General features: G+C 56.3%; 20 protein-coding genes. 14 read left to right on the top strand and 6 right to left on the bottom strand.

What is annotated here, in order from left to right:
* The first annotated feature begins 249 nt into the window (after window positions 1-249).
* From ACAW75_RS19945 to ACAW75_RS19980, 8 genes are all read left to right on the top strand, one after another.
* Window positions 250-975, top strand: a complete 726-nt coding sequence (locus ACAW75_RS19945; RefSeq protein ID WP_370730506.1) for an ABC transporter ATP-binding protein — start codon at window positions 250-252, stop codon at window positions 973-975.
* A 72-nt stretch (window positions 976-1,047) separates the two neighbouring features.
* On the top strand, window positions 1,048-3,564 hold the full coding sequence (locus ACAW75_RS19950) for an ABC transporter permease (protein WP_370730507.1): 2,517 nt from the start codon (window positions 1,048-1,050) through the stop codon (window positions 3,562-3,564).
* Between the two features lie 112 nt (window positions 3,565-3,676).
* On the top strand, window positions 3,677-4,567 hold the full coding sequence (locus ACAW75_RS19955) for an AraC family transcriptional regulator (RefSeq protein ID WP_370730508.1): 891 nt from the start codon (window positions 3,677-3,679) through the stop codon (window positions 4,565-4,567).
* A 71-nt stretch (window positions 4,568-4,638) separates the two neighbouring features.
* On the top strand, window positions 4,639-5,379 hold the full coding sequence (locus tag ACAW75_RS19960; protein ID WP_370730509.1) for an SDR family oxidoreductase: 741 nt from the start codon (window positions 4,639-4,641) through the stop codon (window positions 5,377-5,379).
* Between the two features lie 171 nt (window positions 5,380-5,550).
* The gene (locus ACAW75_RS19965; protein ID WP_370730510.1) at window positions 5,551-6,372 is read left to right on the top strand and encodes a queuosine precursor transporter; all 822 of its coding nucleotides are present in this window, start codon (window positions 5,551-5,553) and stop codon (window positions 6,370-6,372) included.
* A 128-nt stretch (window positions 6,373-6,500) separates the two neighbouring features.
* The gene (locus tag ACAW75_RS19970) at window positions 6,501-7,355 is read left to right on the top strand and encodes an alpha/beta fold hydrolase (protein ID WP_370730511.1); all 855 of its coding nucleotides are present in this window, start codon (window positions 6,501-6,503) and stop codon (window positions 7,353-7,355) included.
* Between the two features lie 72 nt (window positions 7,356-7,427).
* Window positions 7,428-8,138, top strand: a complete 711-nt coding sequence (locus ACAW75_RS19975) for an HAD family hydrolase (protein WP_370730512.1) — start codon at window positions 7,428-7,430, stop codon at window positions 8,136-8,138.
* Window positions 8,139-8,225: 87 nt separating this feature from the next.
* Complete coding sequence (locus tag ACAW75_RS19980; protein WP_370730513.1) at window positions 8,226-9,371, top strand: TIGR03364 family FAD-dependent oxidoreductase; 1,146 nt, start codon at window positions 8,226-8,228, stop codon at window positions 9,369-9,371.
* A 75-nt stretch (window positions 9,372-9,446) separates the two neighbouring features.
* Here ACAW75_RS19980 and ACAW75_RS19985 read toward each other — a convergent pair whose 3' ends face one another.
* The 3 genes from ACAW75_RS19985 to ACAW75_RS19995 all read right to left on the bottom strand — a co-directional run bounded on the left by ACAW75_RS19985 (window position 9,447) and on the right by ACAW75_RS19995 (window position 13,487).
* Window positions 9,447-10,721 carry a DUF5690 family protein gene (locus tag ACAW75_RS19985; protein ID WP_370730514.1) on the bottom strand — a complete coding sequence of 425 codons (1,275 nt, stop codon included), beginning with the start codon at window positions 10,719-10,721 and terminating at the stop codon, window positions 9,447-9,449.
* Between the two features lie 103 nt (window positions 10,722-10,824).
* Window positions 10,825-12,981 (bottom strand): xanthine dehydrogenase family protein molybdopterin-binding subunit, encoded by a 2,157-nt coding sequence (locus ACAW75_RS19990; RefSeq protein WP_370730515.1) that lies wholly within the window; start codon window positions 12,979-12,981, stop codon window positions 10,825-10,827.
* Window positions 12,982-12,983: 2 nt separating this feature from the next.
* Window positions 12,984-13,487: a (2Fe-2S)-binding protein gene (locus ACAW75_RS19995; protein ID WP_370730516.1), complete on the bottom strand. Its 504-nt coding sequence runs from the start codon at window positions 13,485-13,487 to the stop codon at window positions 12,984-12,986.
* A gap of 177 nt (window positions 13,488-13,664) precedes the next feature.
* Between ACAW75_RS19995 and ACAW75_RS20000 the strand changes: the two genes are divergently transcribed.
* From ACAW75_RS20000 to ACAW75_RS20025, 6 genes are all read left to right on the top strand, one after another.
* Window positions 13,665-14,351 (top strand): NUDIX hydrolase, encoded by a 687-nt coding sequence (locus ACAW75_RS20000; RefSeq protein ID WP_370730517.1) that lies wholly within the window; start codon window positions 13,665-13,667, stop codon window positions 14,349-14,351.
* Between the two features lie 96 nt (window positions 14,352-14,447).
* Window positions 14,448-15,302 carry a ribose-phosphate diphosphokinase gene (gene prs, locus ACAW75_RS20005; RefSeq protein WP_370730518.1) on the top strand — a complete coding sequence of 285 codons (855 nt, stop codon included), beginning with the start codon at window positions 14,448-14,450 and terminating at the stop codon, window positions 15,300-15,302.
* Between the two features lie 12 nt (window positions 15,303-15,314).
* Window positions 15,315-16,787 (top strand): nicotinate phosphoribosyltransferase, encoded by a 1,473-nt coding sequence (locus ACAW75_RS20010; RefSeq protein WP_370730519.1) that lies wholly within the window; start codon window positions 15,315-15,317, stop codon window positions 16,785-16,787.
* Window positions 16,777-17,334 carry a riboflavin biosynthesis intermediates N-glycosidase gene (gene ybiA / locus ACAW75_RS20015; protein ID WP_370730520.1) on the top strand — a complete coding sequence of 186 codons (558 nt, stop codon included), beginning with the start codon at window positions 16,777-16,779 and terminating at the stop codon, window positions 17,332-17,334. Before ACAW75_RS20010 ends, ybiA begins: the two co-directional genes overlap by 11 nt.
* 234 nt (window positions 17,335-17,568) lie before the next feature.
* Window positions 17,569-17,730: a hypothetical protein gene (locus tag ACAW75_RS20020; protein ID WP_370730521.1), complete on the top strand. Its 162-nt coding sequence runs from the start codon at window positions 17,569-17,571 to the stop codon at window positions 17,728-17,730.
* A gap of 1 nt (window position 17,731) precedes the next feature.
* Window positions 17,732-18,109 (top strand): PIN domain-containing protein, encoded by a 378-nt coding sequence (locus tag ACAW75_RS20025; RefSeq protein ID WP_370730523.1) that lies wholly within the window; start codon window positions 17,732-17,734, stop codon window positions 18,107-18,109.
* Window positions 18,110-18,113: 4 nt separating this feature from the next.
* Here the strand turns inward: ACAW75_RS20025 and ACAW75_RS20030 are convergent, their stop codons facing one another.
* From ACAW75_RS20030 to ACAW75_RS20040, 3 genes are all read right to left on the bottom strand, one after another.
* The gene (locus tag ACAW75_RS20030; protein ID WP_370730524.1) at window positions 18,114-20,930 is read right to left on the bottom strand and encodes a hypothetical protein; all 2,817 of its coding nucleotides are present in this window, start codon (window positions 20,928-20,930) and stop codon (window positions 18,114-18,116) included.
* A 39-nt stretch (window positions 20,931-20,969) separates the two neighbouring features.
* Window positions 20,970-21,506: an HD domain-containing protein gene (locus tag ACAW75_RS20035; RefSeq protein WP_370730525.1), complete on the bottom strand. Its 537-nt coding sequence runs from the start codon at window positions 21,504-21,506 to the stop codon at window positions 20,970-20,972.
* Window positions 21,507-21,652: 146 nt separating this feature from the next.
* Complete coding sequence (locus ACAW75_RS20040; RefSeq protein WP_370730526.1) at window positions 21,653-23,248, bottom strand: SusD/RagB family nutrient-binding outer membrane lipoprotein; 1,596 nt, start codon at window positions 23,246-23,248, stop codon at window positions 21,653-21,655.
* Window positions 23,249-23,260 lie beyond the last annotated feature (12 nt).

The following is a 23,260-nucleotide window of genomic DNA, read 5'->3' on the forward strand; positions in this document are numbered from 1 at the left end:
AGAGGTGTAGATCAGTTTTTCGTTGACAGGACTGCCAAGATAAACAGGATTCTGTTCGGCAGAGGCAGTCCTGTTTATTTGTTTGTCGGCCTTCCGGCGGGGGGCTACGCAGAATATACAATTTGCCGATGATACCGTATTGAAACCGATCCGCCCATTTCTGTCGGCTTGCCGTGACGAAAATAGAGCCAGCGTGGTTATGGCTAGGTACGTAGCCCGTTGCCCAACGTACCTGATACAACCTGATCTATGAGTTTACGCGTTGACCACCTGACGAAGACCTACCAGAGTGCAGGCCAGACCCTGACCGTTCTACACGACGTTTCTTTTGACTTACAAGCCGGTGATAGCTTCGCCATTGTTGGCCCCAGCGGTAGTGGTAAAACCACACTGCTGGGCCTCTGTGCGGGTCTCGACCGGGCCTCGTCGGGCAGCGTGTGGCTGAATGGCGTACAGCTCGACAACCTGAACGAAGATCAGCGGGCGGCAGTACGCAACCAGCACGTCGGCTTCATCTTCCAGAACTTCCAGTTACTGCCCACGCTGACAGCCCTCGAAAACGTGATGGTACCGCTCGAACTGCGGGGAACCCGCGGGGCCGAACGCATTGCCCGCGACCTGCTGGGACGGGTGGGTCTGGCCGATCGTAGTCATCATTATCCGCTGCAACTGTCGGGCGGGGAGCAGCAACGGGTGTCGCTGGCGCGGGCCTTCTCGAACCGGCCGGCCATTCTGTTTGCCGATGAGCCTACCGGAAACCTCGACGAAGACACCAGTATCACCGTCGAAAACCTGCTGTTCGACCTGAACCGCGAGGCCGGCACGACGCTTGTCATCGTCACCCACGATCTGGAGCTGGCCGCCAAAACGCAGCGCATGATCCGCATCCGCGGCGGGCATGTAGTGGAAGAAAGGGGGAGGAGGGGAGAGAAGGAGGAAGGAGAAAAGGGAGAAAGGAGAATGGAAAAAAGCTAAAACAGCCAACTCCTCCCTCCTCCCTTTTCTCCTTCCTCCTTTTCTCCATTCCCCCTTTCCTCCCCTTCTTTTATGAACTTCATCCTAAATACTGCCTGGCGCGATAGTCGGCGGAGCCGGCAGCGGCTGTTGCTGTTTATGTCGGCCATTGTGCTGGGCATTGCTGCGCTGGTGGCGATCAACTCGTTTGGCGATAACCTGGCCCGGAGCATCGACGAGCAGGCGCAGGAATTATTAGGGGCCGACCTGACCGTAACGGCGTCGGCGGCTCCATCGCAGAAAACAAAAAACCTGTTACAGGGTATTGGTGCTGAGCGCAGTAGCGAAACGGCCTTTGCCTCGATGGTGCTCTTCCCCCGATCGGGTGGGGTTCGGCTGGCGCAGGTGAAGGCGCTGGAAGGTCGTTTCCCGTACTACGGCACGTGGGAGGTGCAGCCCGCTTCGGCCATTGCGCAGTTCCGAACGAACAACGAACGGGTAGCCCTGGTGGATGATGCGTTGCTCGTGCAGTTCGGTGCCAACGTGGGCGATTCGGTGCGGGTGGGTGAGGTGACGTTTCGGGTGGCCGGGCGCGTGCTGAAAACGCCCGGCGCTACGGCAGCTACGGCGGCGGTAGCCCCCACGGTATTCGTACCGGCAACGTACCTGAACCAGACCGGACTGGTGCAGAAAGGCAGCCGCGTCAACTACAAATACTACTATAAGTTCGCCACTAACACCGACGTACCGGCGTTGGTAAAACGCCTCGAGCCAACCCTGGATAAAGCCGGACTGAACAGTGACACCGTCGAAAATCGGAAACGCCAGACCGGCCGTGCCTTTGCCGACCTGACCCGCTTCCTGAATCTGGTGTCGTTCGTAGCCTTGCTGTTGGGTTGTGTGGGTGTGGCCAGTGCGGTCCAACTCTATGTAAAAGAGAAGATTACGTCGGTAGCCATCCTGCGAACGTTAGGCGCCAGCGGCTGGCAGGCGTTCCTGATCTTTCTGGTGCAAACGGCCGTGATGGGCCTCGGTGGTGCTATGCTGGGGGCTGCGTTGGGCTCCTTGTTGCAATGGCTGATGCCGCTTGTCTTTGGTTCGTTCCTGCCTGTTGAAGTAAGCGTTGCCATTTCCTGGCCGGCTATCGGGCAGGGTATCCTCACCGGCTTGCTGATTGCCCTGTTATTTGCCGCGTTGCCCTTGTTGCTGATCCGTAAAATATCGCCCTTACGCACCCTACGCGCCTCACTGGAAGCCGACGTGTCGGGGCGTGATCCGTTGCGGTGGGTCGTTTTCGGCCTGATTGCCCTGTTTGTGTTTGGCTTCGCTTACTGGCAAACCCGCGACTGGAAACTGGCGGGGGGCTTTACTGCCGGTATGGCCGTGAGTTTTCTGGTGCTGACGGGGATGGGGCTGGCGCTCATGGCTGTGGTTCGTCGTTTCTTTCCGCGTTCGTGGAGTTTCGTGTGGCGGCAGAGCCTCGCTAATCTGTATCGTCCCCAAAACCAGACGCTGATTCTGCTGGTGTCTATTGGCCTGGGCGCGTTCCTGATCACCACGCTATACCTTACGCAAACGCTGTTGCTGGGTCGGGTGCAGTTTTCGGCGAGTGGGCAGCAGCCCAACATGGTGCTGTTCGACATTCAGCGCGAGCAAACGGCGGGCGTGCGCGATCTGGTGAAGCAATCGGGACTACCCGTAATGCAACAGGTGCCTATCGTAACCATGCGGCTCGAAAGTATCAACGGGCGGGGCATGGCAGCGATTCGGAAGGATACCTCGCTGCATATTCCTGAATGGGCCCTGAACCGCGAATACCGCGTCACCTACCGCGACTCGCTGATTTCGTCGGAAAAACTCAGTTCAGGCAAAGCGCCCGTGATGGTCGATGGCGTTCCGGCTGTTTCATTTGAAGATGATTTCATGAAACGGCTGCACCTGAAAGTGGGCGATAAACTGACGTTCAACGTACAGGGCGCACCCATCGAAACCACCGTCGGCGGCACCCGGACGGTAGACTGGAACCGGGTTCAAACCAATTTCCTGGTGGTGTTTCCCAATGGCGTACTGGAGCAGGCACCGCAGTTCAGCGTGCTGATGACCCGCGTACCCAACACCGCCACATCGGCCACGTTCCAGCGCGCACTGGTTACCAAATTCCCCAATGTGTCGGCCATCGACCTCGGCCTGATCCTGAAAACGCTGGACGATATTCTGAGCAAAATCTCGTTTGTGATCCGGTTCATGGCCCTGTTCAGTATCCTGACGGGCCTGTTGGTCCTGAGCAGTTCGGTCGTGATCAGCAAGTACCAGCGTATGCAGGAAAGCGTGCTGCTGCGGACACTCGGCGCCAGCCGCAACCAGATTCTGCGCATCACCCTGGTTGAATACAGCTTGCTGGGGCTGCTGGCGTCACTGTCGGGCATCATCTTGTCGGTACTGGGTACGTGGGTGCTGGCCAGATACGTGTTCGAGATGCCTTATGCGCCCAGCGTATGGCCCCTGTTGGCGGTCGTGGGCACCGTCACCGGCCTGACCATGCTCATCGGCTTGTTCAACAGCCGCGATGTGGTGAGCCGCCCGCCGCTTGAAGTGTTACGGAGTGAATAAGAGGAATTGTAGCTAATTTTTAGTTTCTGCTCCAGGTTGCTGTCGCATAGCCCTTCGACTCCGCGACAGCAACCTGGAGCAGAAACTAAAAAGGCTTGAAATGCCGTCAATCATGAACATACTCAACGACCGCCAGCAAGTGCCTGTTTATTCGTTAGAGCCAGACGAGGTAACGACGGACAAACAGTTTAAAGTTTATCAGTTCGAAGGGGATCTACCCAATCAGGCCGAGTTGCTGATTCCACACCGGAAAGACCATTACCTGTTTGTTTTCATCAGGAAGGCCTGCACCCGACAGTGGATCGATATGACGCCTTATGTGCTGCAAGACAACACCATCTACTTTTCGGCTCCCGGTGATCTGATCGTAAAAGAAGAGGTTAACCAGTTGTGGAGCACGGGTATTGCGTTCACGAAGGAGTTTCTGTCGTTTCAGGAAAATGCGTCATTGAGCAAACTGCCGATCATTCAGAACCCGCACCGTGGTCACGAATTACAGCTTTCGCAGGCTGATATTGACTTTGTTGAGGACATTCTTGCCAGGATAGCAGCGGAATACAAAACCTTCAGCGACTGGCAGCAACGCATGCTGACCGCCTACCTGACAGTGTTGCTAACGTACCTGAGCCGACTGTACACAGAGCAGTATGAGAATGTCCCATTTTCTACCGACAAGCTGTTGCTGACCAATTACCAGGCGAAGATCGATGAACACTTCCGTGAGCTGCATCAGGTGAGTGCGTACGCGTCATTGCTCAACGTATCGGCCGGGTACTTGAGCGAGGTAGTGAAAGCCCAAAGCGGCCGATCGGCCATCACACATATCCACGAGCGCCTGGTGCTGGAAGCCCGGCGGTTGCTCTTTCATACCCAACAGCCACTGAAAGAAATAGCCTTCGACCTCGGCTTTTCAGATGCTTCGTACTTCAATCGCTTCTTCAAAAGAGAAACCGGTATCACACCGGCAGAGTACCGGGCCTCGATCCGCGAAATGTACCAGTAGTACCGCGAAATGTGTTTCAGCTGCCGACCCAGGGTGCGGTAATTTTGCCTTCACAAACAAACCGCTGAACCATGAAAACAGTATTGATAACCGGAGCCAACAAAAGCATCGGATTTGAAACCGCCCGGCAGTTGCTACAGCAAGGCTATTTTGTGTATCTGGGTAGCCGGGATGACCAGAAGGGGCAGCAGGCCGCCGACCAGCTAAAGGCCGAGGGCTTTACCAGCGTTGAACCGATCGTGATTGACGTAGATAATCCTGATTCCATCAAAGCGGCCCGTGAAGCGCTTGGTCAGAAAACCGCTGTGCTCGATGTCTTGATCAATAACGCTGGTATTAGCGGCGATGGGCCGCCACAACCGGCGGCTAGCACGGCCAGCAGCGTGGCACGGCAGGTATTCGACACCAATTTCTTCGGCGTCATCGAGGTTACGCAGGCGTTTCTGGATTTACTACGGCAGTCGACGGAGCCGAGGATCGTTAACGTTACCTCGGGACTGGGATCGCTGACCCTGCATAGCGACCCGACCTGGAAATATTACGCCGTCAAGCCCGCTTATTATGTGGCGTCGAAGGCGTCGCTCAACGCCTATACCATCGTGCTGGCTTATGAACTGCGCGACACGCCGTTCAAGGTCAACGCCGTTGATCCGGGCTATACCGCCACTGACTTCAATGGTCATTCCGGCCCCGGAACCGTGCCCGATGCCGCCGCCAGAGTAGTCAAAGCCGCCGTGCTGGGTCCCGACGGGCCAACGGGGCAGTTCTACAGTGATGACAATGCGCCGGAAACGGGCATCAGTCCGTGGTGAGTTGGGCAAACCGCTTGTTGTAGGCAGGTTGGTCACTATGTACGTTCGCAGAGTAGCCCTACTACATACTGAAGTTGAGTTATATGGGATTGGAGGGGTGAGTTGTATATTGCTGACGCATGCGTAGAGCCGCGTTATCTGCGGCTCTACAACCACCTACCAACGTCTGCTATGCCTTCCTACTCGTTTACCAACAAGCCGGTCCGCCGGCGCGGTACAAACCTCTACATTTTCCTGAGCGCGGTCTTCCTGGTCAATGCCATCATTGCCGAGATTATCGGTGTCAAGATCTTTTCGGGCGAAACCACCCTGGGGCTGAAACCCGCTCAGATTCACCTGTTCGGCGATTTTATTTCGGGAGCCGCTGCTCTAGACTTTAACCTGACTGCCGGGGCGGTTATCTGGCCATTCGTGTTCATCACGTCCGACATTATCAACGAATATTTCGGGAAAGCGGGCGTTCGGCGCATTTCCTTCCTGACCGCCGGCTTCGTCGCCTACAGCTTCCTGATCATCTACGCCGTCACCACGCTGCCCCCAGCCCAGTTCTGGCTCGACGTAAACGCGAAAGACGGTGCGGGCAACCCGATCAATATCGACAATGCCTTCCAGATGATTTTCCGGCAGGGGCTGGGCATCATCATCGGGTCGCTTACGGCCTTTCTGATCGGGCAGATTCTCGATGCGTCGGTGTTTCAGTACCTGCGCGGCATTACGGGCAGCAAAAAGATCTGGCTGCGGGCCACCGGCTCAACGCTGGTGTCGCAGCTGATCGACTCGTTTGTGGTGCTGGGCATCGCCTTCTACGTGTTCGGTAATTGGTCCATCGCGCAGGTGATTGCCGTTGGCATCATCAATTACCTCTACAAAGCCACGACGGCTATTCTGCTCACACCGCTGCTGTACCTGGCGCATAACGTGATCGATAAGTACCTCGGAAAAGAGCATGCCGAAGAACTCGCCAACGAGTCTTCGATGAGTTCGTTTATGTAGGTGCTCGCCGCGCTGATTGAGATGCCTTTTGCTGGTGTGTATTGATTTCGGCTGCGGGGCCTACAGTACGGAGCACCACAGCGTGTCAACGCGAGGCGAAATGCCTAATTTCTACCCATCTCGCCCCTATGCCGCTCTTCAGGACCCAATCTGGCGTAGACCTTTACTACGATATGCACGAGCCGCTCTCCGACGATCTGATGCCGGAGACCATCGTTTTTTCGCACGGATTGCTGTGGAGTGGCCGCATGTTTGCCGATCAGGTAGTGGCTTTCCGGCAGCGCTATCGCGTAGTGACGTATGACCACCGGGGTCAGGGACAGAGCGCTGTGCCCGACGCTGATTATGACATGGATACCGTATACGATGATGCGGTGTCGTTGCTGGAAGGGCTTCGCCTGGGCCCATGCCACTTTGCCGGCCTGTCGATGGGCGGGTTTGTAGGCATGCGGCTGGCGGCCCGACGCCCCGACCTGATCCGGTCACTGATCTTGATGGAAACCACCGCTGATCCTGAACCGGAAGAAAACAAAGGCAAGTACCGACTCCTGTGTACTGTGGTGCGCTGGGTGGGCGTCTGGGCCGTGGTGAAGCCGGTGATGAAGATCATGTTCAGCCAATCGTTCCTGACGAATCCTGCTCGCACCGCTGACCGAAAAACGTGGGAAGGTGAACTGACGAAGAACCGACGGTCGATCACCAGAGCAGTCAACGGGGTTATCGACAGACAGGGCGTCCGGGCTGAACTGGGCCAGATCAACGTACCCACGCTGATTCTGGTGGGCGACGAAGATGTGGCCACTGTGCCCGAAAAAGCCCGCCGGATCCACGAAAAAATCGGTGGGTCAACACTTGTTCACATTCCCCGGGCGGGGCATTCGTCGAGTGTGGAAGAGCCCGCTGCCGTGAATGCCGCCATTGCTGCTTTTTTGCGGGCGTTACCGGAACGTGATGCCATCTACTCGAATTTAACACCTTCGTAACGTACCTGAAGCGCCGTTTCCGTAGGTTTGGCCCTGCGTGGCTTCGCGCAGAAAAGCCACCTGTTTCCTACCATGAACGCTTATCGACTCGTCGTTTTCGACATGGCCGGCACTACCGTGACCGACCAGCACGAAGTGGAACAATGCTTCGCCGAAGCCGCGGCCCAAACTGGGCTGACGGTCAGTGCCGAGCGTATTCTGGCCATGCAGGGCTTATCGAAACGGCACGTGTTCGAAACGCTTTGGGGGGAGTTGCTTGGTGCTGACAGTGCCGAGTTGACCCCTCATGTCGACACGTCGTACCAGCGATTCACCGAGGTGCTGGAAAACCACTACCTGACCCACGACATCACGCCCACGGCGGGCTGTCTGGATACGTTCGCCTTCCTGCATGAACAGGGTATCGCCATTGCGCTGACCACCGGTTTCTACCGAAAAGTGACTGACATCATTCTGAAGAAACTTGGCTGGCTGACTGGCCTCGACGCTGGGTACGTTGGTACGCCGCAAACGATCATTCAGGCGTCGATTGCGTCTGATGAAGTGCCGCATGGTCGTCCTGAGCCGTTGATGATTCAGAAGGCCATGCACCTGCTTGGTGTCACCAACCCTGAAGCCGTTGTCAACGTTGGCGACACCCCGTCTGATTTGCTGAGTGGCCGGGCAGCAGGCGTTGGCCTGAACCTCGGCGTTACCAACGGCACCCATTCCCGCGAGCAACTGATCACGTACCCACACGACCGGCTGATCGGCTCGCTGGCTGAACTGCGGGACCTGATGTAGTTGTAGCCCTGTAGTGCCGAAGCTCCAGCTTCGGTCGTGATTGACCGGTTTTAACCACCGAAGCTGGAGCTCCGGTGCTACAAGTACATGGCTTTCTACGACCTCATCATTATTGGCTCGGGTGCGCTGGGTACGTTCCATGCGTATCATGCGGCGCGGGCGGGCAAACGTGTTTTGCTGCTCGAAAAAGACAATCGACCCCAAAGCGCGACCGTCCGTAATTTCGGGCAGGTAGTGCCGTCCGGCTTGTCGGGGCGGTGGTTCGACTACGGGCGACGGAGCCTGGAACTGTACCGCACGATTCAGGCTGAACACGATATAACCGTTCGGCAGAATGGCTCTATCTACGTGGCTTCCGATGAGGACGAGTGGCTACTGGCCCATGAGCTTTTCGACCGCCGCCGGGCCGATCAGTACCCTTGCGAACTGCTGTCGAAAGCGCAGGTGCTGGCCCGTTACCCCATGCTCCGGCCCAACTACGTCCGTGGTGCGCTGTTCTTTCCCGACGAAGTCAGTGTTGAGCCCGACCGGATGATTCATCAGCTGATTGGGTACGTTCAGAAAAAATACGGTGTAACGTACCTGGCCAATGCCGCCGTGGTCGACTGTCAGGCGAATTATAACGGGGCGATTATTACGCTGGCCGACAAAACGCGGTTTCAGGCACAGCAGGTACTGATTTGCAGCGGCAGTGAATTCCGAATGCTCTACCCTGATATCTTTGCCGAAAGTGGGCTGGTAGTGAGCAAGTTGCAGATGTTGCAGACCGCTCCCATGCCGCAGGTAGCTATGCCGGGCAACATCCTGACGGGCCTGACCATCCGCCGCTACGAAGCTTTCGCCGAGTGTTCATCCTTCGCCAGTATATCGACGCCCAACGAACTGTTGGAACTGAAAAAGTGGGGCATTCACGTCCTGTTCAAGCAGGCTACAGATGGCTCGATCATCATCGGCGACTCACACGAATACGCGCCAGCGACGCAGGTCGATGATCTCGGTTTCGATACGCACGACGCCATCGATGACCTGATTCTGGCCGAAGCCCGCCGCATTGTCACCTTCCCCGTCGATCAGATCAGTCGCCGGTGGGCTGGGTTCTACGCCCAGACGCCTAGCGAGATTTTCGAGCATTCCGTCAACGACTATATCCACATCATCACTGGCATTGGCGGCAAAGGCATGTCTTCCAGCGCCGGTTACGCCGAAGAATCCGTGAAGCGATTTGGGGTGTAGCGGGGGTGCTGTTGTGTGTTGCTTCGCGCCGCGGTTGAAGGGCCTACAGCGCGAAGCAACACACAACAGCACCCCTCACACACTTATCGCGACCTGCCTTTCCTTTCCCATGCGCCAGAAGGCCCGGTAGGAGATTGCCATTAACAGGGAGTAAGCGATGGAAAGCGCATAGGCGCCGTAGATGAAGAAGTCGAGGTAGCTGACGTTGCTTTGGCCGAAATTCTTGTAGAGCAACACACCCACGCTGCCCAGGTAACCGTAGAAATCGGCGAGGGTGACAATGAAGCCCACCGTGCTGACGTACCGGAACGAGGCCACAAATCGCTCGAAAAAGAGGCCATTGCAGGGTACGTAGGCACCGTAAAGCCCCAGGCCCATGAGCGTATACCAGACGCCCGGCGAGAGCATACCCTGCTGAAATAGCCACGTGCTCAGCCCGATCATGACCACCGAGCCAATCATCACCACATTGATCAGCTGAAACGCCTTGTTGTTGTCGCGCACGAGCTGAATACTACCCATCAACAGTAGAATGCCCAGCGCCACGATGGTTTCGGTCTGGGCAAACACCGCCAGATCGGTAATGCCCAGCGACTTGATGATCTCCGGCCCGAAGTTGTCGCGGAAATCACGGAAGGCTGTCAGGAGCACGTAGGAAGCAATAAAGGGAACGAGGCCAGTGGCGAAGGTGCGTATAAAAATACGTCGTTCGCTGGCATCCATCGGTTGCCGGGTGGTGCGCAGAGTGCGGTCTTCGCTGGTAGGCGGGGGCAGGAGCGAGAGCGCGTATAAGGCCAGCAACATGGGCAGCACAAACAACAGGCCTGTCACGAACGGTAGCCAGTATTCCGAAATACCCCAGTCGCGACGGATGGTGAGGGCTACAGTTTTAACGAAACCGGAAGCGAAGATAAACGAAGCGGTAAGCCCCGCCACCAGGGCATCGGTTTGCCGACGGCCTTCCAGAAAACCCAGTACCGTGCCGTAGACCATACCCAGCGGCAGGCCATTCAGGAAGAGAAAAACGATGTTCCAGGGGGCAGGCACGAGCGCAAAACCGAGTAACGCAACCAGGGCAAACGAAACAAAGGCCAGGATGCTCAGCACTCGCCGCGCCGGGGTCATCTCCGAAACGACTTTGATACCGATGCGTTTCGACATGGCGTAGCCGAATACCTGCGCAATCACCAGCCAGCTTTTGTAGCTGATACCGGCGTAGGCCATGCCCTCGAACGAAACGGCTGTGATCCCTTTTCGAAAGGCATACATGCAGGTGTAGGTGCAAAAGGCCGCTACGGAGCCAAACAGCAGAAAAGCCAGCGGATGCCGAAGAAAAGCGGGTGATTTCATGGCATAAAAATAGTTTACCGTTTTCTGTTGCGCTGCCTATAAGCCAATTTTTGGATCTGGCAGCGCAACAGAAAACGGTAAACAGCAAACGGTAAACTATTTTTTATAATACGCTCTTAAACACGGCGTCTTCGATAAACGGCTGGTTGCGCACCCGCTTGCCACTGGCTTTGAAGATGGCATTGGCAACGGCGGCTCCGGCGGGGGGTAAGGATGGCTCACCAAGGCCCGTGGGGTCAATACCGTTGTCAACGAAGTGGACTTCCACGTCGGGAATCTCGTTCAGTCGAATCAGGCGGTAATTGCTGAAATTGCTCTGGTCAGGTACGCCTTCTTTAAAGGTCATGTTGCCAAACATCGCGTGGCCAATGCCATCCACGATACACCCCGTTACCTGCTGCCGCGCCCCGCTCTGGTTAATGACAATGCCACAGTCGGCGGCGGCGTACACTTTCTGCAACACGGGTTTGTCTTTCTGCATCACCACTTCACCCACCTGCGCCACGTAGGACCGGTGCGAAAAATAGACGCTGAATCCCTGCGCTACCGGCTTGCCGTCGATGCTCTTTTTCGTGCCCCAGCCCGATTTCTCCACGGCGAGCTGGATCACCGCTTTCATCCGGTCGATGTCGTACTTGACCGGACCGGCTGGTTTCGTCTTCGCCTTGTCGAGCAGGTCGAGGCGGAACTGTACGGGGTCTTTTCCGGCGGCCTGCGCTACTTCATCGAGAAACGACTGTTCGGCGAAGGCCAGGAAGTTGGTGATGGGTGCCCGCCAGGGGCCTATCGTAATAGCTGATTTATGGACGGCGCTTTCGATCAGCAGGTTATCTACGGCACCGGCGGGGAAATTGTCTTCGCGTGTGGCGTTGCCCTCGTTGATACTGGCTCCGCGCAGCTTATAGCCAATCAGGTTGCCCTGGGCATCCAGCGCCGCCTCGAACCGGTAGCGCACCGCTGGTCGGTAGCTGCCTCCCGTCATATCATCTTCGCGGGTCCAGATCAGCTTCACGGGGGCATTGACCCGTTTCGATACCTGAACAGCCTCGATAGCGTAGTCTGCTTTAAGCCGACGCCCGAAGCCACCCCCCATGCGCGTAAGCTGCACAGTCACTTTATCGGGCGAGATGCCGAGTAGTTTGGCCGTTTCGTTACGCGCCAGATCGGGCGTCTGCGTGGGGCCAACCAGTTCAACACCGTCGGGCCTGACGTGCGCAAAGAAGTTCATCGGCTCCATGGGGCTGTGGGGCAGGAACGGACACTGATACTCCGCCGACACGACCTTTGCTGCGCTTTTAAATGCCGCGTCAACGTCGCCGTCTTTCCGCCGGACGGTTGCTTTGGCGGAAGTTAGCAAGTCCGTGAAAATCCGATTATGGTCTGAGGTGCTTTCCGCCGCATCGGTTTTCGTCCAGTCAATGTTCAGGGCGTTCTTCGCCTTCCGCACCTGCCAGGTCGACTTACCAACAATGGCCACGTTATTATCGAAGGTGAACACCTCGGTAATACCGGGCATAGCCTTGATCGCCGCTTCGTTGAACGACTTCAGTGTGTAGCCGAAAGCGGGCCGTTGCAACATGGCAACGAGCATGCCTTCGCGGTAAAAATCGAGGCCAAACAGGGGTTTGCCAGTGATGATACCGGGATTGTCGACGTTTTTGATCGTTTGCCCGATCAGCTTGAAATCTTTGTGGTCTTTCAGCTTCACATCGGTTGGAACGGGGAGCTGCGATGCCTCCGTCGCCAGCTCACCGTAGCTGAGCCTGCGGTTACTGGCTGTGTGCAGGACGTACCCAGTCGCCGTTGAACACTCGGCTACAGGTACGTTCCAGCGTTTGGCGGCGGCTTCCACGAGCATCTGTCGGGCCGTAGCGCCCGCCTTGCGGAGGCGTGTCCACGAGTGGGGGATTGAGCCACTACCCCCCGCCACCTGCCGTTCAAACCGCTTATTGTCGAGCGGGGCCTGTTCTACGATCACGTTTTTCCAGTCGGCGTCCAGCTCTTCGGCTACTACAATGGGAAAGGCCGTTTTGATGCCCTGCCCCACTTCGGGGTTAGGCGACATGATGGTGATGATTCCCTGCGGGTTGATAGACAGGTAGCTGTTGAAGCCCACGCCCGGCACAGCCGTAGCGTCTGTGGCGGCTGCCTCCACGGCGGCATCGGCATCTGTCCAGTTGAATCCAAGAAATAAGCCGCCTCCGGCTGCGGCCACCACTTTCAGAAAGCTCCGGCGGCTTGCGTTCGATATCGTCTGCATGGTTATTTCTTTTTAGTTGAGCTGGTCGGAGTAGAAGCTGGGGTATTGGCAGCCAGTTGCACCGCTTCCCGGATGCGGTGGTAGGTGCCGCACCGACAAATGTTGCCGCTCATGGCGTCATCGATCTGGGCCGGCGTTGGCTTGGGCGTTTTCTTCAAAAAAGCCGCGGCGGTCATAATCTGTCCCGCCTGGCAATAGCCACACTGGGGTACGTCGACGGTATCCCACGCTTTCTGAACCGGGTGCATAGTGCCTGCGCCAGCGGTAGCCGACAGGCCTTCGATGGTAATGACTTTCCCTTTGCCAACGGCCGAAACGGGCAACACACACGAGCGCGTTGCTTCGCCGTTGAGGTGAACGGTACAGGCCCCACACTGGGCAATGCCGCAGCCGTATTTGGTGCCAACAAGGCCCAGGTGATCGCGCAGCACCCACAGGAGTGGCGTATCAGGTTCAACGTCGGCGCGATACGATCGGCCGTTGATTTGCAGGTTGTAAAGTGCCATTTGTCAGGATGAAGTAAAGCAGCGATCTAATTTACAAAGAATATGGAGCTAATTCCGAATAGTCAGTTTAGCAAAAAGTAGCCGGTTCAACGTACCTACTTTCACTAGAAGTCACATCTGTAGTCATTCAATGCAGACCAGGTTGTACTTTACACCTTTCCAGCTGGCATTACCTGCGTGAACGTACCTGACAACACAATCAAACTAACCGTCGATGCGGTGGTTTTTGGCTACCGGGATGGCCAACTAGTTATCCTGCTTATCAGACGCAAATATGATCCTTACCGGGATCAATGGGCCTTGCCGGGCGGTTTTGTGTTACCTGATGAAGCGCTTGAAACGGCCGTTCAACGGGAACTACGTGAGGAGACCGGCGTTCAGACCCACTTCCTGGAACAACTCTATACCTTCGGTGCCGTTGAGCGCGACCCCCGCCAACGCATTGTCAGCGTGGCCTACATGGGGCTGGTTCGTCCAGCCGATTTTCAGATACAGGCCAGCACCGACGCACAGGATGTAGCCTGGTTTTCGGTGAATGACCTGCCCGAACTGGCCTTCGATCACGCCGCTATTGTACAGGCTGGTTTAGCCCGACTGCGGGGTAAACTGACCTATGAGCCCATTGGCCTGAATTTGCTGGATGAAAAGTTTCCGTTCAGTGACCTCGAACGCCTCTACGCCACCATCCTCAATAAACCCTTCGACCGGCGAAATTTCCGCAAGAAATTCCTCAGCTTCGGTATCCTGATCGAACTGCCCGACAAGGTGTCGCCCGACAAAGGCAGACCGGCCTCTCTCTACACATTCGATCAAGTGCGCTACCATGCTTTCAGGCAGGAAGGGTTCCTGTTCGATATCAGGTAATGCTCCTTTATATTTATTTTGTGTAAGAATTACGCAAAATATTTTGGCGATCAGTAAGGGTTTATTACGTTTGCGTAAAATTTACACAAAATAAATATGCTCGCGTTACACCTGTCACCTGGTTTTTCGCCGACCGACGCTGAACCCATCGCCTTTTCCGCCTTTGCTTTTAGTGGCGGAGAACCGCATATCAAGCTGGATCTACCCGCCCCCGGTAACGTACCTGCACCCGTGCTCATCACGCAGCGTATTGCCAGTTCGGCTGATTTTATGCAGTTGCTGCTGGCAACGGATGCGCTTCGGCGGGCGGGTTTCGAGCGCCTGTCTGCTCTGCTGCCTTATTTCCCGGCGGCTCGTCAGGATCGCCTGATGGTGCCTGGGGAGCCCCTGAGCGTCCGGGTATATGCTGACCTGATCAATGCGCAGCAATACGAGCGGGTCTATGTCTTTGATCCGCATTCAGACGTAACGCCCGCGCTGTTGAACAAGGTACAGGTGCTGACCAATCAGGCGTTTGTGGCGCAGGTGCTGACGCAGGTTGATCCCGGATCGGTTTGCCTTGTTTCGCCGGATGCGGGTGCATTGAAAAAGATACACAAGCTTTCTACGGCGCTGGGCGGTGTGCCGGTGGTTGTTTGCGATAAAGAGCGGGATGTACGGACAGGTGCCCTGACCGGTTTTCGCGTCTTTGCCGACGACCTGACTGGCCGACACTGCCTGATCGTGGATGATATCTGCGATGGGGGCGGCACGTTTGTGGGCCTCGCCGCCGAACTCCGTAAACTGAATCCGGCGAGCGTTTCGCTGGCTGTTTCACACGGCATTTTCAGTAAGGGCCTGGCGCCACTCACCAGTGTGCTCGACCAGGTGTATACCACGGATAGCTTTTCTACGCTGCCACCCGCCAACGCATTTACTCAACTTACTCTGAAAAACCTGATCACGCTTTAACCAGCCACAGCCATGCGAACGAATCCATTAACGCTGATCGATTTTTATAAAGCAGACCACCGCCGGCAATACCCTGATGGCACCGAGCTGGTCTACAGTAATCTGACGCCCCGCAGTAGTCGCGTGGCAGGCACTGATGAGGTCGTATTTTTTGGCCTGCAATACTTCGTCCAGGAATACCTGATCGACCAGTGGAACGACGGGTTTTTCCGTCGGCCGAAAGCAGAGGTGCTGGCGCAGTATCAGCGCCGGATGGATACGGCCCTTGGCCCCGGCGCCATCGATGTGGCGCACATCGGGGCCTTACACGATCTGGGCTACCTGCCGCTGGAAATAAAGGCGGTAGCCGAAGGGACGCGCGTTCCGCTGAAAGTGGCGATGCTGACGATGAAGAACACAAAGCCGGACTTCTTCTGGCTCACCAACTACCTCGAAACGCTGATTTCCTGTGTGCTCTGGAAGCCCTGCACCTCGGCCACCACGGCGCTCACCTACCGCCGCGTGTTTGACCGGTACGCTGACGAGACAGTAGGTAACCGCGACGTCGTAGGCTGGCAGGGGCACGACTTTTCCATGCGGGGTATGTCGGGCGTCGAAGATGCGATCATGAGTGGAGCAGGGCATCTGCTGAGCTTCACCGGAACGGATTCGGTGCCCGCCATTGATTTTCTCGAAGCCTATTATGACGCGGATGCCGAGCGGGAGCTGGTGGGTGGTTCTGTACCGGCCACGGAGCATTCGGTCATGTGTATGGGCCTGAAAGATAGTGAGATAGCTACGTTCCGGCGACTGATCACCGCGGTCTATCCAGCCGGGGTAGTATCCATCGTGTCGGATACCTGGGATTTCTGGCGGGTCATTACCGAGTTCTTGCCCCGGCTGAAAGCCGATATCCTGGCCCGGGATGGAAAGGTCGTTATTCGGCCCGATTCGGGTGACCCGGTCAAGATCATTTGCGGCGACCCGGAAGCTGAGCCGGGCAGTCCGGCGTTCAGAGGGGCCATCGACTGTCTGTGGGAAACGTTTGGTGGCACCATCACCGGGAAAGGCTATAAACTGCTCGACAGCCACATCGGGCTGATCTACGGCGATAGTATCACCATTGAGCGACAACTACTCATTCTGGAACAACTGAAGCAAAAAGGATTTGCCTCCGTCAACGTGGTGCTGGGCATTGGCTCGTTCACCTACGAGTACGTCACCCGCGACACGTTCGGGTTTGCCGTCAAGGCTACCTACGGGCAGGTCAACGGGGAAGGACGCGACATCTTTAAAGACCCTAAAACAGATAGCGGGACCAAAAAATCGGCCAAAGGATTGCTGTGTGTCACGGAAGAGAAGGGCCGCCTGGTGATGCATGACCAACGTACCTGGGCCGACGAACAAACCGGCCTGCTACAAACTGTTTTCCTGGACGGAAAGCTGGTACGTAAACAAACGCTGGCCGAAATCAGACAGCAACTGCACCAACACAATGACCTATAACCTCGACTGGCTACTGGCCGAACACAGAACGGGCAAGCCGGTAAAATACCTGTTCTTCTGGGGGCATCGTCCCGAACGAGAGGGTTTTATTGGTAAAAGCTGCTTCAGCCAGTGGTGGCCGTCGGCGTTTACAGTCGACGGAATTGATTACGCCACCGCCGAGCACTGGATGATGGCCGAAAAAGCACGGCTGTTTAATGATGAAGCTATTCGCGGTCAAATTCTGACGGCCAAAACACCGGGCGAAGCCAAGAAACTGGGTCGCCGTGTACGTGGTTTCGATGCCGATATATGGCAAGCGGCCTGCTTCGACCTCGTTGTGACCGGTAATTTCCATAAGTTTAGCCAGCATGATGAGTTGAAAATGTACCTGCTTGGTACTGGCAATCGCGTGCTTGTTGAGGCCAGCCCCGTTGATCCAATCTGGGGAATTGGCCTGGCACAGGATGACCCCGCTGCGCTCGACCCAACACGCTGGCAGGGAACGAACCTGTTAGGCTTTGCCCTGATGACAGTGCGGGATAAACTGAACGCCACCGTCGACTAAGCAGGGACGTACCTGATCACGGACGAGCGCCGCCGCTTACGGCTTCCGCTTTGGCTTCACCGGCTTCTTCTGTCGGGCTTCGTCGTCTTCGGCGCGGCGTTGCTGCATGGTTTCGGTGCGGTATAGCTCCTTGGGTTCTAGGAAAGCAGTTGAGGTGAGAAGGCGTATTTATATCATTAGGGAATTCACCACCTTTGTTACAGGTTATATAACTGATTTTAAACACGCAGCCCAATGACGATCAAAATAAAGAAAGGCAGCGCACCCGTTGACGTGACACAGCAAATTAGCAAGGTAAAAGAGCCTAAAGCGTTTGACGTCAGCAAACATGCGGGTAAGGTAAAATGGGAGCAGGACCCATTAGTCTACCAACGCGAAAGTCGTAGCGATCAGTAGCATGCAACAGTACGTAGTTGATACAAACGCTGTTGGCTACCTGCAAAATGGGGCTCCTACTGTGATAGCTTTGCTGACCAACAGCCAATTGTTTATCTCTGAGTTGACTGAAATGGAACTGCTCTGCCGCCCACACCAGAGCAAGGCACAGCGTCTACTCACTCAAGAGTTAATCGATGATTGCGTAATAGTTAATCTCAGCGCTCAGGTAAAAGCAAAAGCGATCCAGGTAAGATTGGCAACCGGCATGAAATTGATCGACTCCATAATTGCTGCTACAGCCATTGTACTCGACATGCCTATACTTACTCATGATCAGGGCTTCGAACGGTTGGGTAATATGGCTACGGTGATCCTGTTTGAGCCTGACAAATCGTAATAACTTACTTCCGCTTTGGCTTCACCGGCTTCTTCTGCCGGGCTTCGTCGTCGTCTTCGGCGCGGCGTTGCTGCATGGTTTCGGTGCGGTCCAGCTCTTCCGATTCCGAAAAGGCTTTCCAGTCGAATTTCTCGTCGAAGGGGTCGAGGGCTTTCTGTGGGTCGAACAGGCGGAGATCGGAGGGAACGGCGCGGTAAGGCGTGAAGTCAGGCTTGTCGGTGAAGAGGTCAGACAGGTCGGTGGCACCCGCATCGTACTGGTTCAGGCAGGGCATGCCGAGGATATTCCAGAACGTTTTGAACACGCTGCCGAAACTGTAATGAACATGGCCCACGTAGTTGCGCTTCACCCAGGGCGAAATGACCAGTAGCGGGCTCCGGTGTGCATCGATATGGTCGACGCCCCCCTGCGGATCATCTTCCAGCACCACAACCAGCATGTTTTTCCATTCCGGCGTTTTCGACAGAAACTCAACAACCCGACCCAACGCCAGGTCATTATCGGCCATATAGCTTTCGGTAAAGGGAAAGCCAGCTTTAGGCCGTGGGTTCGTGCCGTGATCATTCGGCAACATCAGCGTCAGCATATCGGGCAAGGGTTTTTTACCAGCCGCCGACCATTTTTCGGTAAATTCCTTCATGAACAGATCGGCCCGAAACTGGTCGGGAATGGCCATGTTATAGGTCGGGAACGTGCGCGAGGTGCGGTCGAAGAGGGGGGCGGGCAGGGGGTAGTTGATCGTGTAGCGTTCGCCGATGTATTTCATCGTGCTGTCGCTGTAGGCCCCGGCCATTTCGACGCCAAAACCGAAATTGAAAAAGGTCTTCTTCCACCGTTCGAGGTGATCCCACATGGAACCGCCTTCATTATAATCTTCGGGATAAATAGAGCCCGCCGAGCCATAGAATGCCAGGTTGCCGGGCGCATCGGAGGAGTCGCGGAGGTTCCGTTTGCCTCCGTAGGCCGCTGCGGTGCCCGTTTCTACCCACTCGTTCGGGTACGTGTTCACCATCCAGCGGTGCCCGTCGGCCGACACGTCGGAGTCGCAGTAAAAATTATCGGACATGGCAAACCGACGGGCCAGGGCGAGGTGATTGGGCATCACGGCTGCTTTCTCAACGGTCTGGTTGGTGCGTCGGTTTCGGGCGGTCACCCCCACGCCGTAGCGCGTCAGCGTTGAGTCTCCATTGCCGCCGGTATGCTGCCCCAGCACTTCGTCGTAGGTGCGATTTTCTTTGGCAATGAACACAATGTGTTTGATGGGCGAAGCACCTTCGGGGCGTTTCTGGCCCGCATAGGCGGGCACCGGATTGCTGGTCGCGGGTACGTTGCCAATGGGGGTAAAGGTGAAGTTATTCTGAATGACCTGCTCCGTTTCGGTTTTCAGCGCGGCATCGGTCGGTATGTCCATGACCGATACGGTGCCGTTCATCAGGTTGCCGATGTAGCTCCCCCGTTCACCAAGCCGGAAGGTTTTCCCGCCGTTAGGGCCACTGCCGAAGCCTTTCGCGTTGGCGACGATCAGCTTTTTGCCGTCGAGGCTCACCTTTATTTTCGACGGAAACCAGCCGGTGGGAATATGGCCCGTTACGGTCAGCGTAGGTACGTCGACCACGGCTACGGCGTTGATACCGGCTTCGGCCACAAACAGCCGCTTCTGGTCGGGCGACAGCGCCAGCCCGAACGGGATCACGCCACGGAGCTTACCCAGGCGGGCGTCGGGCGTGAGGGCAATGTTTTTGATGACCTTACTGGTCTTCACCTCGATGACCGATACGCAGTCGTTGTTGCCGTTGCTGACGAATACATACTGCTCCGTTGCCACCACGGAGTTGGGGCTCGACCCGCCCACCGCCGGAAAATCTTCGACCATCTGACCCACCAGAAAACCCGTTTTTACCTTCGCCGTCACCGTGGGGAGAGCCTGCCCCGCCCCGTTTCGGCCAAGGGCGGGGTTGCCAGGGCGAACGCTCCAGACCGAAAAAGCTTCGGGGGCGTTCGGGTCGCCCAGCGCCGGAACGCCCCGTTTTTCGTCGCCTTCACGCATTTCTTTCGAGCCGTATTTCGACGAGGGGTAGTCGTGCGCCGTGCGTTTCAGGTCGTTCCTGTCAAGGTCGGTGAAAGGTTTATACTCGAAAACGCCCACGTTGGCCACATACGCCGTGGTTTCATCGGGCGAGAGGGTCACGCCAAACGGGTAGCGGCCCGTGGGTACGTTGTGCCGAATGGTTCTGCTGGGTAGGTCGAGGACGATAAGCCGGAAGCCGATCTGATCCACGGCGTAGAGCGTCTTGCCATCGCGGGTCAGGGCCATATCGCCGATGTAGCCATGACGGTACGCTTTCTGACTGCAACTGATGGTTCCTGCCGGTTTGCCGGTGGCCAGGTCGAACAGGAAGATCTTGTTGGTTTCGCCACCCGCCACGTACACGATTTTGTTGTCGGGCGAAACGGCCAGGCCCATGAAGCAGGCTTCCAGGATGCCGTTGTCGGTCTTCACCCCTTCGGGCACCTGCCGAACGGCCGGCGAATCGCTCAGCGCGTTGCGGATAATCGAGATCGAAAAGGGGTTGATGCCGGAGTTCGCCGTAATCACCGTTTGTCCGTCCGGGCTCAGGGCCAGTCCGTACGGGTGCGGTGCCGTTTCGATCTGCCGGCCACGCGGTGTAATGAACCGGCCGTTCGGAATGACTGTTTTCTTTGCCTTGTCGATCTGCGTATAGGCGTTTCCGGCCGGTGCTGTGAGTAGGTAGCGCGGGGCTTTTTGCGCAAACGCATTCAACGCCAGCGATAAGAAAGCGAGGGTCAGGTAGCGAGTCATTCGGTTGATAGGCTGAACGGAGAAAAACAAACTAGTGCATTAAAGCGAATCAGGCGTGCTGTAGCGCGATAGAAAGTACGCCAGGTCGGGGGTGGGCAGGCCGGGAATCTTGGCCTGTTCATCCCAGAGCCGTACCTGGATGATCTCCTTAAAATAAGGATGCAACAGAAAACGGCTGGACTCCTGGGCCGTCATGGGGCCACCCTGCATCAGCAACGTCTGCACGCTGGCTTCCGACAACTTGGCCGCATACGCCTTGTTGGTGGCGACCAGGAACCGTTTGGCATTGACATGATTCTCGATCAACTGCGCCATTTTCTCCGAAAAGCCCAGCTCCCGCAGAAAATCGGCGCCCAGCTGTTCATGATCCACCCGGCCATAGTCATCCATGTGGTCGGCCGCATCGTCGGATGGTAACAGGTGACCAATATCATGCAGCAAGGCGGCCAGAATAACCTCCTTATCGGCGTTGGCTGTTTCGGCCAGTTGAGCGCACTGCAACGCGTGCTCCAGTTGCGAGACGGGTTCACCGTAATAGGCGTCTTGCCCGCGCTGGGCAAAGAGTTGCTCGATCATACGAAAGGAATAACAGATTAATACGCGGATTGTACGGATTATGCAGCTTGACGCAGATTTTGGCCTTAAGCGGAGCAAATCCGTCTTGACTCTAAAAATCCGTGTAAATCTGTACAATCCGTAAAATCCGCGTACTAGTTAACCTACTATTGCAATAACCACATTGTGGCGTTGATGTCATCATTGCCACCATACTGGCTGGTCAGGGCCGCCTTCAGGTTATCGCCGTTGGTGGTCCGTTCGTTCGAGGGGTACAGCCAGCGTTTCGGAATCCGGGCGCTGTTGCCGGTGCCTACGCCCGTCAGGAAGGTAGGAACACCCGTCCGGCGCTGGTTGTAGTAGGCTTCCAGCCCCGAATTCTGGAAAAACGCGAGGTATTTCTGCGTCAGAATCTGATTCAGCCCCGTGGCATTGTTGCCCGCGTATTTCACCGACGACTGCGCCAGGTAATCGCTCATGCTGACCTTTACGGTGTAGTTATCGAAGTTGACAATGCCGCCATCGCGCGAGAACGTAACGGTGTTGTCGCCGTCTTTCAGCCCGTAAAAACCCATCGATGCGGCGATACCCTGCTGGTAATACGTATCGGCATTGCCCGACGCCCACCCCCGGTTAATCCCCTCGGCCATGTTGAACATCAACTCAGGATAGCCGATGATGAAGACGGGTTCGCCCAGGTACGTTGTGTAATAATGTTTCCGGTTCTGGAAGGAATACTCGCCTTTCAGCACTTTCGTCGACATATCCTGTAAATCTTCGCCCGACGAAGCCCCCACAAACGCCGCAAAATCAGTTGGCTTGAGCCCGGTCGCCAGTTTGGCCGACGCTGGTTCGGCTACCACAAACACGCGCGGGTCTTTCCGCTCGACCAGCAGATCGATGTACGTTTTGGCCATGTTTTCGCGCGTGGCGTTCTGCCCGAAATTGTCCTGATTGCGTGGGTATTTGTTCTGCGTGCTGTTATGGATGTATTGCAGGTTGTCGGCCATACCGGTCAGCAGGGGGTACTTCGTTGGGTTGCCAATCATCTCGGCGAACTTCTGCCTGATGGTCAGGTCGGTATCGGCTTCTTTCCTGCTCAGGCTGATCAGCACCCGAATGCGATACGCGTTGATCACTTTCTGCCACTGGCGCAGGTTGTTGCCCAGGTAAAAGTCGCCCGCCAGCGTGTTGTCGCCCCTGGCAATGATCGTGGCCATGTCGCTGTTGGCCTCATCGAGCCACTTCAGAATCTGGATATACACCGACTTCTGCGAATCATACTTCGGCGTCAGGTTGGCCTGGTCTTTCAGCGCGTCGGTCAGGGGTATGTCGCCCACGCGGCGGGTCATGTTTTCGTAGAAATAGGCCCGGAAGAACTTGCCCAGCGCCGAGTAGGGGTTTACGTCGGCAGCGCCCGCCCGTTTGGCTTCGGCTTCCATCTTCACCACGTCTTTCAGCGTAAAGAAGTTCAGGCTGGTGGTCGTCCAGGTGTATTCGTTCGTTGCGTAGTAGTTGTAGTTCGAGCAGTAAAACTGGTTATACCGCTGCTCGCTACCCCAGGGTGAGTACGTAACCCCAGCGAAACCCGACGGGCTGTTCTGGCTGTCGTACATATCGTTGAGAATGCCCTTCAAGACCAGCGAAGCCGGGGCGTTAACAGCCCGGTTCGGGTCTTTTTCGAGTTCATTGAACGGCTTCTCGCAGGCCGACACCAGCAGCGCAATGGCGAAAATGAGCAGAAGAAAATGATATGGTTTCATTGTGTTGGGAGG

This window comes from Fibrella arboris, assembly GCF_041321095.1.
In the GTDB taxonomy this organism is placed as follows: Bacteria; Bacteroidota; Bacteroidia; order Cytophagales; family Spirosomataceae; genus Fibrella; species Fibrella arboris.

Excerpts from the sequence above, each read along its gene's own strand:
- ACAW75_RS19945 (WP_370730506.1), top strand. The coding sequence starts at position 250 with ATGAGTTTACGCGTTGACCACCTGACGAAGACCTACCAGAGTGCAGGC.
- ACAW75_RS19950 (WP_370730507.1), top strand. The coding sequence starts at position 1,048 with ATGAACTTCATCCTAAATACTGCCTGGCGCGATAGTCGGCGGAGCCGG.
- ACAW75_RS19955 (WP_370730508.1), top strand. The coding sequence starts at position 3,677 with ATGAACATACTCAACGACCGCCAGCAAGTGCCTGTTTATTCGTTAGAG.
- ACAW75_RS19960 (WP_370730509.1), top strand. The coding sequence starts at position 4,639 with ATGAAAACAGTATTGATAACCGGAGCCAACAAAAGCATCGGATTTGAA.
- ACAW75_RS19965 (WP_370730510.1), top strand. The coding sequence starts at position 5,551 with ATGCCTTCCTACTCGTTTACCAACAAGCCGGTCCGCCGGCGCGGTACA.
- ACAW75_RS19970 (WP_370730511.1), top strand. The coding sequence starts at position 6,501 with ATGCCGCTCTTCAGGACCCAATCTGGCGTAGACCTTTACTACGATATG.
- ACAW75_RS19975 (WP_370730512.1), top strand. The coding sequence starts at position 7,428 with ATGAACGCTTATCGACTCGTCGTTTTCGACATGGCCGGCACTACCGTG.
- ACAW75_RS19980 (WP_370730513.1), top strand. The coding sequence starts at position 8,226 with ATGGCTTTCTACGACCTCATCATTATTGGCTCGGGTGCGCTGGGTACG.
- ACAW75_RS19985 (WP_370730514.1), bottom strand. The coding sequence starts at position 10,721 with ATGAAATCACCCGCTTTTCTTCGGCATCCGCTGGCTTTTCTGCTGTTT.
- ACAW75_RS19990 (WP_370730515.1), bottom strand. The coding sequence starts at position 12,981 with ATGCAGACGATATCGAACGCAAGCCGCCGGAGCTTTCTGAAAGTGGTG.
- ACAW75_RS19995 (WP_370730516.1), bottom strand. The coding sequence starts at position 13,487 with ATGGCACTTTACAACCTGCAAATCAACGGCCGATCGTATCGCGCCGAC.
- prs (WP_370730518.1), top strand. The coding sequence starts at position 14,448 with ATGCTCGCGTTACACCTGTCACCTGGTTTTTCGCCGACCGACGCTGAA.
- ACAW75_RS20010 (WP_370730519.1), top strand. The coding sequence starts at position 15,315 with ATGCGAACGAATCCATTAACGCTGATCGATTTTTATAAAGCAGACCAC.
- ybiA (WP_370730520.1), top strand. The coding sequence starts at position 16,777 with ATGACCTATAACCTCGACTGGCTACTGGCCGAACACAGAACGGGCAAG.
- ACAW75_RS20020 (WP_370730521.1), top strand. The coding sequence starts at position 17,569 with ATGACGATCAAAATAAAGAAAGGCAGCGCACCCGTTGACGTGACACAG.
- ACAW75_RS20025 (WP_370730523.1), top strand. The coding sequence starts at position 17,732 with ATGCAACAGTACGTAGTTGATACAAACGCTGTTGGCTACCTGCAAAAT.
- ACAW75_RS20030 (WP_370730524.1), bottom strand. The coding sequence starts at position 20,930 with ATGACTCGCTACCTGACCCTCGCTTTCTTATCGCTGGCGTTGAATGCG.
- ACAW75_RS20035 (WP_370730525.1), bottom strand. The coding sequence starts at position 21,506 with ATGATCGAGCAACTCTTTGCCCAGCGCGGGCAAGACGCCTATTACGGT.
- ACAW75_RS20040 (WP_370730526.1), bottom strand. The coding sequence starts at position 23,248 with ATGAAACCATATCATTTTCTTCTGCTCATTTTCGCCATTGCGCTGCTG.